Annotated in this window: 10 protein-coding genes; 5 read left to right on the top strand and 5 right to left on the bottom strand. The window is 42.2% G+C overall.

What is annotated here, in order from left to right:
- Positions 1 to 356: 356 nt before the first annotated feature.
- A complete protein-coding gene (locus QM629_RS17535; protein ID WP_415161193.1) occupies positions 357 to 1847 on the top strand; it encodes a 5-(carboxyamino)imidazole ribonucleotide synthase in 1491 nt (496 codons plus the stop codon).
- 32 nt (positions 1848 to 1879) lie between these two features.
- Positions 1880 to 2401 carry a 5-(carboxyamino)imidazole ribonucleotide mutase gene (gene purE, locus QM629_RS17530; RefSeq protein ID WP_415161192.1) on the top strand — a complete coding sequence of 174 codons (522 nt, stop codon included), beginning with the start codon at positions 1880 to 1882 and terminating at the stop codon, positions 2399 to 2401.
- Positions 2402 to 2464: 63 nt separating this feature from the next.
- Here the strand turns inward: purE and QM629_RS17525 are convergent, their stop codons facing one another.
- Together QM629_RS17525 and uvrB are read right to left on the bottom strand one after the other, a co-directional pair.
- Complete coding sequence (locus QM629_RS17525) at positions 2465 to 4156, bottom strand: N-acyl-D-amino-acid deacylase family protein (protein ID WP_415161191.1); 1692 nt, start codon at positions 4154 to 4156, stop codon at positions 2465 to 2467.
- A 270-nt stretch (positions 4157 to 4426) separates the two neighbouring features.
- The gene (uvrB, locus tag QM629_RS17520; protein ID WP_415161190.1) at positions 4427 to 6466 is read right to left on the bottom strand and encodes an excinuclease ABC subunit UvrB; all 2040 of its coding nucleotides are present in this window, start codon (positions 6464 to 6466) and stop codon (positions 4427 to 4429) included.
- Between the two features lie 250 nt (positions 6467 to 6716).
- Between uvrB and QM629_RS17515 the strand changes: the two genes are divergently transcribed.
- From QM629_RS17515 to QM629_RS17505, 3 genes are read left to right on the top strand one after another with little or no spacing between them, the layout of a single operon-like run.
- Positions 6717 to 6890, top strand: a complete 174-nt coding sequence (locus tag QM629_RS17515; RefSeq protein ID WP_415161189.1) for a hypothetical protein — start codon at positions 6717 to 6719, stop codon at positions 6888 to 6890.
- Positions 6891 to 6942: 52 nt separating this feature from the next.
- Positions 6943 to 7107: a hypothetical protein gene (locus tag QM629_RS17510; RefSeq protein ID WP_415161188.1), complete on the top strand. Its 165-nt coding sequence runs from the start codon at positions 6943 to 6945 to the stop codon at positions 7105 to 7107.
- A 55-nt stretch (positions 7108 to 7162) separates the two neighbouring features.
- Complete coding sequence (locus tag QM629_RS17505) at positions 7163 to 7330, top strand: hypothetical protein (protein ID WP_415161187.1); 168 nt, start codon at positions 7163 to 7165, stop codon at positions 7328 to 7330.
- Between the two features lie 252 nt (positions 7331 to 7582).
- On the opposite strand, the gene QM629_RS17500 is transcribed toward QM629_RS17505, so the two are convergent.
- The 3 genes from QM629_RS17500 to QM629_RS17490 form a co-directional block, all read right to left on the bottom strand.
- Positions 7583 to 10015 (bottom strand): ABC transporter permease, encoded by a 2433-nt coding sequence (locus QM629_RS17500; protein ID WP_415161186.1) that lies wholly within the window; start codon positions 10013 to 10015, stop codon positions 7583 to 7585.
- A 175-nt stretch (positions 10016 to 10190) separates the two neighbouring features.
- On the bottom strand, positions 10191 to 11276 hold the full coding sequence (gene hemE / locus QM629_RS17495) for a uroporphyrinogen decarboxylase (protein WP_415161185.1): 1086 nt from the start codon (positions 11274 to 11276) through the stop codon (positions 10191 to 10193).
- 129 nt (positions 11277 to 11405) lie between these two features.
- The gene (locus QM629_RS17490; RefSeq protein ID WP_415161184.1) at positions 11406 to 12860 is read right to left on the bottom strand and encodes an NADP-dependent isocitrate dehydrogenase; all 1455 of its coding nucleotides are present in this window, start codon (positions 12858 to 12860) and stop codon (positions 11406 to 11408) included.
- Positions 12861 to 13208 lie beyond the last annotated feature (348 nt).

Raw genomic sequence — 13208 nt, 5'->3', positions numbered from 1 at the left:
GGATAGAAAAAATTACAGGACCAACAGACACACTTAACAGCAAGCCTAAAATTAATCCCTTCACTAATGCTTCAAACATTATGAAAACTTATGGTACATTAATTGGCGGCAAAGTAAAGAATTATTCGTTGCGAAGGGCTGTTAAGATGATTTTTGAATGAGGAGAAATCAACATATAAAATTGATGCCTGATGCATGTTGGGCTATGGCAGCTAAAGTCAATAACATTCGGGCCAAGCCGGCCTGTGGTATGATAAAGGCAGCGATAAATTTTGAAGTTGTACAGAGGTGTCCTGAGCGGAGCCGAAGGATATATATTATTGAGCGTAGTCGAAATAATTTTTTACTTTAGGTTTATGCAGGAACAATATTTTGTTTATATACTTACATGCTGCGACGATGCTTATTTTATCGGGTTAGCCAATGACCTGATAAAAGATTTCAGGCTGCACAATGAAGGCATGTATGAATTCACCAATATGCGCACGCCTGTTAAAATGATGTATTATGAAACCGTTCCAACTTTACCCGACGCCATAAAGCGGCAACAGCAATTAAGAGGTTGGTCAAGAGCAAAAAAGAAAGCATTGATTGAGCAAAATTTTCACAAATTGCAGCTTTTATCACAATGTCAGAATATGTCGCATAGCAAATACAAGGATTTCGACTCCGCTCAATCTTCATCCGTTCCGCAAACAGCATCCATTGCAAAAAGCCCTTCGGCTCCGCTCAGGGCAGGCATCCTTGGTGGCGGGCAATTAGGCCGCATGTTGTTGCAGGCTGCCGCCAATTATGCAGTGGAAACATATATTTTAGAAAATGATGAACATTGCCCTGCAGCGTATTTATGCCATCATTTTATAAAAGGCGATATCAGAGATTTTGATACAGTATATCATTTCGGCAAAGGCCTTGATGCAATAACCATAGAAATAGAAGCGGTGAATGTAGAGGCCCTGGAAAAGCTGGAAAGCGAAGGCGTAAAAGTGTATCCCAGGCCGGCGGTGATCAGGATGATAAAAAATAAGGTAACACAAAAAGAATTTTATAAGCAACAGGCTATTCCTTCACCTGATTTCATCATTACGCAAAACCTGGAAGATGTAAAAAGTCATGCTGATTTTTTACCGGCGGTGCATAAGATAGGACAAGGCGGTTATGATGGCAAAGGCGTGCAGGTAATAAGAAATCCGGAGGCCATAGGCAAAGGGTTTAATGCACCATCTGTGTTAGAGAAGATGGTGAACATACAAAAAGAGATCGCGGTAATGGTAGCGATGAACGATAAAGGATATACGGCTGTTTATCCGGCAACGGAAATGGTATTTGACCCGGCATTAAACCTGCTCGATTACCAGGTTTCGCCAACTGACCTGCCCGCATCAATTCTGGAAGAAGCGGAAAGCATTGCAGTAACGCTGGTAAAGCGCTTCAACAGCCCCGGCTTATTTGCCATTGAGATGTTTGTTGATGACAATGGCAAGGTGCTTGTAAATGAAACGGCGCCACGGGTGCACAACAGCGGGCATCATACCATTGAGGCCAGTTATTGCAGCCAGTATGATATGTTATGGCGCATCATGTTAGGTTATCCGCTGGGCAATACCGACGCCATTCTGCCATCATCAATCGTAAACCTGTTGGGAGAAGAAGGGTATAGCGGGCCGGCCATATATGAGGGTATAGATGAGGTATTAAGTATGAACAATACATTTATCCATCTCTATGGAAAAACACAAACCAGGCCCGGTAGAAAAATGGGACATGTAACTATTATGAGTGCAAACAAAACCGATTTGCTCAAAAAAGTGCATCGTATAAAAAACAGTTTAAAAGTAATAAGCTGATATATTTATAATCTTTCCTTTAATACATCAATATGGCAACTAATCAACCAATCATCGGTATCATAATGGGCAGCGACAGCGACCTGAAAATTATGCAGGATGCCGCCGCCATTTTAAAAGAATTTAATATCCCGTTTGAGTTAACTATTGTATCTGCCCACCGCACACCCATGCGTATGGTGGAATATGCTGCCGGGGCCGCAGGTCGCGGATTAAAAGCCATTATTGCCGGCGCCGGAGGCGCCGCACATTTACCCGGCATGGTAGCCAGCCTTACTACTTTGCCGGTAATTGGCGTGCCGGTAAAATCTTCCAATTCTATTGATGGATGGGACTCTGTGCTTTCCATCCTGCAAATGCCAAATGGCGTTCCCGTGGCCACGGTGGCGTTGAATGCGGCAAAGAATGCCGGCATTATTGCAGCGCAGATAATCGGCACTTCAGATGAACAGGTGGCTGCAACATTAAAGCAATACAAGACCAGCCTTGAAAAATATGTATTGGACAAAGCGAAGCATTTATCCAATGAATGGGAGAACAAATTTGATACATAAAATTCTTTCGGCAGTTTGAATGGCGCAACGTAAATCCTGCATAAGCATAAAAGATAAAGCCTGTTACTGTTTATATCCCGGCCCTTTAATAAAACGCCCCGGCGTTGCGCCCGTATGTTCATTATTTTTCAAAACCTGCACACCATTCACCCACACATCCGTTACGCCTGTTGCATACTGGTGCGGCTTTTCATACGTGGCATGATCCGTTACGGTGACAGGATCAAACACCACTATATCAGCATAATTGCTAGCTTTTAATTCGCCTCGTTTTTTCAATTTCAGATTGGTGGCAGGCAGCTTGGCAAGCTGGTAAACCGCCTGCTGCAGGCTCAACGTTTTTTCATCTCTTGCATATTTACCCAATACCCTCGCAAAATTTCCATACGCCCTGGGATGCGCATTGGATTTAAGAAAAACGCCCTCGTTGGTATAGGAACCTTCATCGCTGCCAAAACTTACCCAGGGCAAAGCGATTTGTTTTTTTATATTGTCTTCGCTCATCATAAAATAAGCTACGCCAATTCTTGTGCTGTCTTCAACAATTAAATCCATAGCAGTTTCTTCGGGCGTTTTGCCAAGCAGTTTTGCAACTGCGGCCAGGGTTTTACCTGTATATTTTTTGAGGGAATCCTGTTTAAAGCCAAGCAACAGAACATTATCTGCACCGCCGGCGCCGTAGTATAAATTTTCCCAGTCTTTCGCATCAGTATTCATGGCTTTTGCCATTTGTTTTCGTATGGCAGCATCATGCAGGCGTTGCCATAATTTTCCAAAACCGCCATCCTGCAAAGACGGTGGGAATGCAGCCGTCATGCCGGTTGCGCCAGCAAGATAGGTGTACATATCAGCCGTTATTTTAAGGCCTGAAGCGCGGGCCGCCTCAACCTGCTTGATAACGCTGTCCATCTTATACCAATTGCCCTTTCCGGCTGCCTTGAGGTGATATATTTCAGCAGGAATATCGGCTTCCCTTGCAATCGTTATTAATTCATTCACCGCTTCATTCAGCTTATTGCCTTCACTGCGCATGTGTGATATATACATGCCGCCATATTTGGATGCCTCTTTACATAAAGCAACCAGTTCATTTGTGCTGGCAAAAAAATCCGGCGGGTAAATTAACGAAGAGCCCACACCCATTGCACCTTCCTGCATGGCCTGGTCAACCAGCAGGCGCATGCTGTCTAATTCGGCAGGCGTGGCAGCGCGGTCATCTTCACCCACAATATAGGTGCGCACGGTTCCGGCCCCAATAAATGAAGCCACATTGCAGCTAATGCCTTTCTTTTCAAGATAGCTTAAATATTCACCTAAAGTATTCCATTCCACTTTATACTTTATATCGCCCTCGCCTTCCTGCATTTGTTTTTTCATGGATGCATTTAAAGGCCCCATGCTGGTGCCTTCTCCCATCACTTCAAGCGTTACGCCCTGCCGTATATCGCTTTGCGAACGGCCATCCTGTATTAATGTTTCTGTAGCCCAGCTAAGCATATTAATAAAACCCGGTGCAATGGCTTTGCCTTTGGCATCCGTTTCATTTTTCGCCGGGATATCTTTTAAATCGCCGATGAATGCGATGGTGTCTGCATTAATGCCAATATCGGCCTTGTAAGGATCGCCGCCATTGCCATCATAAATAAGCCCGTTGCGGATGATCGTGTCGTAAGCAGGTTTGTTGTTACATGCCAGTATCATCAAACATATAAGGCATGCACATAGTGTTTGCGGTAAAAGTTTTGGCGTTTGCATAATATTATTCCTTGTTTATAGAAGGCGTGAACGATAAGTAAATAAATATTTCAATGTCGCTAATTTAAGCCACAATCTTAAACCCGTAAACAAATGGGGTGTATTTCAAATTTTCGCAGGTGGGTGGTGACACCCACCTGCAGAACCCGCTACCGGTCGGTGTCTCACCGATCGGAGTGCCGCGCATGAAGCGAAAATTTGAAATGCGCCCAACAAATGAACCTGCGAACTTGTTAAGCTGAAGTAAACGGCTAATGTAATTGTTGAAAGTTACTTCATTGCTTCCAGTTCTTTCTGCATGCGGAACATTTCATCACGCAGCCTTGCGGCTTCCATAAAATCTAAATCGCGGGCAGCCTTTTCCATTTCTTTTTTAACCTTACTGATGGCTTTTTCCATCTGCGGTATGGTTTTATATTCAGCCTGCTCTTCAGCGGCAGTTGTTACCACAATATCTTCATCGCCTTGTATGGCATAAGGATTTTTTGCATCGAAGCCTTTTATATCAAGCACAGATGTTTGCGCAAATACATTCTCTTTTGTTTTCCTTATGGTACGCGGAATGATATTATGTTCAGCATTATAAGCAACCTGTTTTTCCCGCCTGCGGTTGGTTTCATCAATGGTTTTTTGCATGCTTTCGGTAATCGTATCTGCATAAAAAATTACAAGCCCGTCCGCATTGCGTGCAGCACGGCCGGCTGTTTGCGTAAGCGATCTTTCATTACGCAAAAACCCTTCTTTATCTGCATCAAGAATAGCAACCAGGGAGACCTCGGGAAGATCGAGGCCTTCGCGCAAAAGATTTACGCCAACCAGCACATCAATGTCACCTAAACGCAACTGCCTTAATATTTCCACGCGTTCCAGCGTATCAACATCGCTGTGTATATATTTTGATTTAATGCTGATGCGCTGCAGGTATTTATCCATCTCTTCAGCCATGCGCTTGGTTAAAGTGGTTACCAAAACGCGATCCCCTTTTTTAACCCGTTTATCAATTTCATCCAATAAATCGTCTATCTGGTTTACGGATGGGCGGATTTCAATAGGCGGCTCCAGCAAACCGGTTGGCCTTACCACCTGTTCTACAACAACACCGCCGCATTTTTCCAGTTCATACTCGCCGGGCGTTGCGCTAACATACACCGTTTGACCCGTTATATTTTCAAATTCATGAAAGTTTAAAGGCCGGTTATCCAATGCGGATGGCAGGCGAAAACCGTATTCAACCAATATAAGCTTACGGCTTCTGTCGCCGCCATACATGCCGGCAATCTGCGGTACGGTCTGGTGGCTTTCATCAATGATCGTAAGAAAGTCTTTTGGAAAATAATCCAGCAGGCAGAATGGCCTTGTGCCGGGCTGCCGCCTGTCGAAAAACCTTGAATAGTTTTCTATGCCATTGCAAAAGCCAAGCTCCCGTATCATCTCCAGGTCATATTCAACCCTTTCCTTTAAACGTTGCGCCTCTATTAATTTGCCAATGCTTTTAAAATATTCGGTTTGCAAACGCATCTCATCCTGTATCTCGTACAAAATGGTTTGCATCATATCTTTTGGAGCAAGGTATAAGTTGGCAGGAAAGATGGCGGCATTCTCCACCTTCATCATTCTTTTATTGGTATGTACATCAATGGTTTCTATTTCCTCAATCTCATCGCCAAAAAAACTGATGCGGTAACCATAATCTACATAAGGCAGGTTAATATCAACCGTATCGCCTTTAACGCGGAAAGTGCCGCGTTTAAATTCAACCTGGGTTCTGTTATATAAACTGTTTACCAGTGCATGCAGGAAGCCCTGTCTTGAAATGGTTTGCCCTTTTGCAATGCGCACAATGCCATTCTCAAAATCTGTGGGATTACCAATACCATAAATGCAACTCACACTGGCTACAACAATAATATCCCTGCGGCCTGTAAGCAGTTCGCTGGTGGCCTGCAAACGCAGTTTATCCAACTCTTCGTTAATGCTTAAGTCTTTCTCAATGTACACATCGCTTACGGGCATATAAGCTTCGGGCTGGTAATAATCGTAATAGCTAACAAAGTAGCCGACCGCATTATCCGGAAAAAACTGTTTGAACTCGCCATACAATTGCGCCACCAGGGTCTTATTATGCGTTAATACCAAAGTGGGGCGCTGAACATGCTGAATAACATTGGCCATGGTAAAGGTTTTGCCACTGCCTGTAACTCCTAACAGGGTTTGATATTGCTCTCCGTTATTAATCCCTTCTGTTAACTTGCGTATTGCTTCAGGCTGATCGCCGCCAGGTGTATAAGGCGCTGATAGTTTAAAAGCCATATTATGCTAAGTTATAAAAGCTAAAGAGAATTTTTTATTTCATATTATTTTAATTATATCATGATAAAATAAATGATGCATTATTAACACTGTCTCAATTATTTACATACTCATATTGGTGAAATTGTTTTACCGTGCCCGGCTGTCCGCTTTTTTTTAAACTATTAAAAAAACGGGTTTATAAAAAACTGGCAAAGTACTTGTATTGACATGGCCGCTAAACTTTTAATAACTAAAAAACAATTTAATTATGAAGAAATTCCTTTTTTCCGCAGCAGTAGTAATGAGTGCAATGGGCATAGCCGTAGCAAACTCTAACAACAGCGCTAAGCTTCCTGTTGACAACAAAGCGTATATCTTAAACGATACAACGCCAAGCGATACTACTACTACAAAACCAGATTCTTCTTTCTTATTGAAATAGAATGATGTTTTGAGGCAGTGTTTTTATTTACTAATCTTAAAAAATTAAAACTATGAAGAAATTCCTTTTTTCCGCAGCAGTAGTAATGAGTGCAATGGGCATAGCAATAGCAAATTCTAACAGCGCTAAAGTTCCCGTTGACAACAAAGCGTATATCTTAAACGATACAACGCCAAGCGATACTACAAAACCAGACTCTTCTTTCTTATTGAAATAAGAATAACGGGTAAAATCCAGGAATTAATTAAATAATCTTAAAGCGAGAAGTAATTATGAAAAAAATTCTTTTTTCCGCAGCAGTAGTAATGAGTGCAATGGGTATAGCTGTAGCAAATTCAAACAACAGCGCTAAGCTTCCTGTTGACAACAAAGCGTATATCTTAAACGATACAACGCCAAGCGATACTACAAAACCAGATTCTTCTTTCTCATTGAAATAAGTTTCTTATATTTTGTTATAGCAACAACAAGATTAAATTTTTGGTTTAATCGTGCACGCAAAGCTTTTATAATTTTTAATTATAAGGGCTTTGCCCTTTTATGTATATGATGAATAATTGCTTAAGGAGCTGGTTATAATATTCAATCAACAATGCACAATATTCAAAACTCAATTTGCAGGATTATTGCATTGAGCATAGAATTATTCTGTTGAATAGTAAAAGATTTTCTTAACTAAATTAAATAGCTGTTTACTCCGATCTTAATGATTGCACCGGGTTTGCCATGGCTGCTTTAATAGCCTGGAAGCTTATGGTGGCTAATGCAATGAGCATGGCTATAATAGCGGCAACAATAAAAACCCACCACGCAATGTTAATGCGATAAGCAAAATCCTGCAGCCACTTATGCATGCATACCCATGCCACGGGAAAAGCGATTACTGCGGCTATTAATACCAGCTTAAGGAAATCTTTGGATAATAATGTTACCAGGCTGCCTGTATTTGCACCGAGCACTTTGCGTACGCCTATTTCTCTTACGCGCTGTGAAATAGAAAAAGCCGAAAGGCCAAATAAACCAAGGCAGGCAATAAAAACAGCAAGACAGGCAAAGGTGGTGAAGATGGCTTCCTGCCTTTGTTCTGAAGCATATAACCTTTCAAAATTTTCATCAAGAAACGTTGGTTGATAAGGAAAATCAGGAAGATATTTCTGCCAGGTATTTTTTATTGCGGTTAATGCGGAAGCAATATTTTGCCCTGAAATTTTTATTGAAATCCTGCCATAGAAAGATTGACCGGACACAGCTGAAGGCATAAAAAAAATGATTGGCGCAATAGCCTGATGCAATGACTCAAAATGAAAATCTTTCATAACACCGATTATATGCCCGTTAAGGTTGCCATAAATAAAAGCTTTACCAATGGCCTCCTGCGGCGTTTTCCAGCCAACTGCTTTAACCGCAGCTTCATTAAGAATAAACCCTGCTGTGTCTGTGCCATAGCTTCGGTTAAAGTTTCTGCCGGCAGCCATCGGTATGCTGTATGTTGAAATAAAATCATAATCGGTGGCAACGTAGCGTATATCTGCTTTTACAGGGGCCGTTGAATCATTACCGGGCGCTTTGGCGCCCAAGCCATCGAGCAGCCTGCCGGTAGGTATTCTTGATGAACGGCCAACATCTTTTATGTTTGGATTTTGCAATAAAGTGTTTCTGAATGATTCATATTGATCATTCAATGGCGCATAATAGGGCATGGTAAGCAAATGTTCTTTATAATAACCCAGTGATGCATTTTGCATATAACGCAGTTGCTGAAACACAATGATGGTGGTTATGATCAATATGATAGAAATGGCAAACTGTGTTACCACAAGCGCTTTCCTGAAATTAATACTGCCGCCACCTGCCTTAAACAAGCCTTTCAAAGTTTTTACAGGCTGGAAAGACGACATAAACAAGGCAGGATAAATGCCTGATAAAATACCGATAATAACCGGCGATAAAATAAGCGGAACAAGTATCTGCCACCGGAATAAAACATTTACAGAAAGCGTTTGGGCTGATACCTTATTAAGCCATGGCAATGTGAAATATAATAAGGCAAATGCAATTAATATCGCTGTCGAGGTTAATAAAACAGATTCACATAAAAACTGCATAACCAGCTCCTTTTTACGTGCACCTACTACTTTCCGTATGCCAATTTCTTTTGCGCGTAAAGCAGAGCGCGCTGTGGAAAGGTTCATGTAATTGATGCAGGCAATTAATAAGATCACCAGTGCAATAACAGAAAAAATATAAACACGCTTTATATCGCCATTGGGTTCTGCTTCATAATCTGTATGGGAGTAGAGGTGTATATCGGTTAATTTTTGCAGGTCAAGCTTTGTGTACCTGGAAGGCTTCTGGCCATCATACTCGCCGGCCATGTGCTTATCAAGAAATGCAGGGAATTTTGCTTTCAGGTTTTCCGCATTATAATGCGGCGGCAGCAGCAGGTAAGTAAAGAAAGAATTATTGCGCCAGTTTATACGCAGGCCTTCTTCGCCATACACGGCTGAATCTTTCAGCGTATTGAACGATACCAGTATATGCGGATGTATATGCGCATTGGCAGGGAAATCTTTATATACGCCCGTTACTTTCATATCAAACTGGTTGTTGGCGCGCAGCACTTTATTAATGGGATCTTCATTGCCAAAATATTTCCGGGCTGTTTCTTCGGTAAGCATTACAGAAAAAGGATCGTTCAGTGCAGTTTTAGGATTGCCTTTTAAAACATCAACTGTAAATACATTAAACAAATTTTCATCTGCAAAATAAACATCCGGTTTATTTATCAGCTTGTCTTTATAACGAAGCGGCGTATTGCCATTATTTAACAGCCGCGTCATTTTTTGTATCTCGGGAAACTCAGATGGAAAATAATATCCAAATGGTGGCGATACGGTGCTGAGGTTTAATGTAGCTTCACCATTGCTGTTGTAAAAAGTTCGTGTTACACGATAAATATTATCCGCATTTTTATTGTACTTATCATAGCTTAATTCGTTCAGGATATAAGTAAGAATAAGCAGGCAGCAGGTTAAGCCAATGGTTACGCCAAACAGGTTGATGAAGGAAATAAATTTATACTTCATCAGATTGCGCCATGCGGTTTTAAAGTGATTGCGGAACATAACAGGTGTTTTATACGTCAGGTTTTTGTTCAACTGGTATGCCAGCGCATAAAATGTTCTATTACAACAATTTAAAAACCAGGTTATAGTAAAAACTGTTCGAAAACGAACAATGCAGGTACGGCAGCGTACAAAGTAATCCGCTAAATCCACTTATCGTTTGGAATCCCCCCGTTCAGACAACATATTCTTTCACTGCTTCCACGAATGCTTTGGCATGGTCAACCGGAATGTTTGGCGTAATGCCGTGGCCAAGGTTGGCGATATAATTTTGGGCACCGAAAGCATCTATCATTTCTTTTGCCCATTGTTTTATCTGTGGAATGGGCGCCAGCAATTTTGCCGGATCGAAATTGCCTTGTAATGTGATGCTGTTGCTGGTAAATGCCCTTGCCTGTTTGGGTGAAACTGTCCAGTCCAAACCAATGGCAGATGCAGATGATTTGCCCAGGTCTTCCAACGCATACCAGGTGCCTTTGGGAAAAAGAATAACAGGCGCATCATCTTTTAGGGCATCTGCAATTTGTATGAGATAAGGCTGTGCGAATGTTTTAAAATCTCCCGGCGATAAACTGCCGGCCCAGCTATCAAATACCTGCACACAATCGGCGCCGGCTTTTGTTTGCGCTTTTAAATAATCAATGGTAATGGCGGTTATTTTCTGCAGCAACTGATGCGCCAGTGCCGGTTCGGTGTAAGCAAACTGTTTGGCCTTTTCCCAGGTTTTGCTACCCTTGCCTTCTATCATATAACAAAAGATCGTCCAGGGGGCACCGGCAAAGCCAATTAAAGGAACCAAACCATTTAATTCTTTTTTGGTAAGCGTTAAGGCATCTAATACATATTTTAAATGAGCGGCAGCATTTGAAACATTGAGCGCATCAATATCCTTTTTTGATTTGATAGTTTTAGGCAATGACGGGCCTTTACCTTCTTCCATCAGAACCTCAATGCCCATTGCCTGCGGAATAACAAGAATATCTGAAAAGATGATGGCCGCATCAACGCCTATTTGATGCACGGGCTGTAAGGTTATTTCCGTTGCGAGTTCCGGGGTTTGTACACGGGTAAAGAAATCGTATTTATCGCGAAGCCTGATATAATCGGGGAGATAACGGCCTGCCTGCCGCATCATCCATACAGGCGGGCGGGAAACTTTTTCTTTACGAAGGGCCTTTAATAATAAATGAGATCTCACCCCCGGCCCCTCTCCTTTGGAGAGGGGGGCCGGGGTTTCGTTATTTGATGTTGATCCGTTCAAGTAAAATGTTTTTTCTGTTAAAATAGTGTTGCCATGAAAATATGCTGTACAAGGGAGTGACACAACGAAGATGCCATGAATTACTTTAGCTGGTTACATAAAAATAAAAACGGTTTAACGTTGACTTTTCTATTGCCCCTGCGCCAGGCTATAAGCCCGTTTATCACCCAGCATCAGTAATAATTCTGATGAACAAATTTTGAAATCGCCGCTAAGGCTTACATACAATCCTAATATATCCTGCTGTTTAAGCGGTGTATCGTCAATGCTTTCGAAACGCACATTGTATTGGTTAACGAGCGTTGTATAAACCGAACCGGTTGGCCAAACCTGTGTGCCGCGGTTGCTGATATTAATGAGCCTGAATTTTACGCCCCCATGCCGCAGGCATTTATTGGCAATTTCAGCTGGCTGTTCATCGCTTTCAATAAAGAAATCAACGCCAATAATGTTTTCAGGGGCTGTTTCTTTTGATTCAAGCATGATATTTTTATCCAGCGCAAATTTTGTTTCGGTGGCCGGGGCATTCTCTGCCGGCGGCTTAGCGCCTTGTTCCGGTTGTTTTCCAAAGTTACTGATGATGGCTTCTGCAAATTGCGTGGTATCAACAGGCGGAATGGCCTTGTTGCCAAAGTCGCCGGTATGAACGCCCTGTTCCAATGTATAGAGCAAGGCATTTTCAATCATGGTGGCACTTTGCATTAAACCAAGATGGCGCAGCATGCCAATACCGCTTAACAATAAAGCGGTGGGATTGGCAATGTTTTTACCGGCAATATCCGGCGCTGTGCCATGCACGGCTTCGAATATGCAGATATGATCGCCTATATTGGCGGATGGAGCAAATCCTAAGCCGCCAATTAAACCGGCGCAGAGATCGCTTACAATATCGCCCTGCAGATTAGTTAAGACAATTACATCAAACGTATCAGGCTTTGTAACCAGTTTCATGCAGAGGTCATCAACGATTACATCATCAGCTTTAAGATCAGGATAATCTTTGGCCACTTCCTGGAAAACTTCAAGAAACAAGCCATCGGTTATCTTCATAATGTTGGCTTTATGCGCACAGGTTATGCGGCGTGCTTTTTTCCTGCGCGCCATTTCAAATGCATATTTAATCACCTGCAGGCTGCCGGGGCGGGTAATGATCCTGCGGCTGATGGCCACATCATTGGTGATCATGTGCTCAATGCCGCCATACGTGTCTTCAATATTTTCCCGCACAACAGTTATATCAATCGGAATGCCGGCTTTGCTGAAAACCGTATCCACGCCATGCAGGGTTTGAAAGTTTCTTGTATTGGCATACGTGTTCCAGGTTTTGCGCGCGGTAACATTGATGCTTTTCACGCCTTTGCCTTTAGGCGTTTCCATCGGCCCTTTAAATAAAATACCGACCGTTTCAATGGTTTGTTTAGCTTCGGGCGTCATGCCTGTATTGTAGCCTTTATCAAAAACCCATTTACCCATGTCAACGTTTACATACTCCAGCGGAACTTTTGCTTCGTAAAATATTTTTAATACGGCATCCATTATTTCCGGGCCTATGCCATCTCCTTTTGCAACTGCTATTCTTCGCATGGGGCAAATGTAATGTGCAGACGCGATAATATGCTTAGGTGATAACCAAATGGTGCCCTGCAACTTCCGTGAACTTTCTATAATGTTCTGTCCGGATATCCAGCAAGTGAAAATGGTAATGGTGTAACTACCAAGCAGGAAACCAAACAGAGGATTTTAAAAATTTTTTGCAGCAGCCGCTAAAATTTTTTCGGACCCCTTTTTTTGTAAAATTGCTTAGAATAGTTAAAAACTGCCGAAGCAGCACATTTCGCGTTTGTTGGTTTGTATTCTTGCGGCTTTTGCTTTAATCATTTCTTTGTGCTTATCGTTTTTATCTGATTGTTTCCCATTCAAAACTTCAAGCGG

The sequence above is a fragment of the Parafilimonas sp. genome, assembly GCF_047606085.1.
GTDB lineage: Bacteria > Bacteroidota > Bacteroidia > Chitinophagales > Chitinophagaceae > Parafilimonas.
Note: the sequence above shows the minus strand (reverse complement) of the source record. Positions and strands in the feature narration are given on the sequence as shown.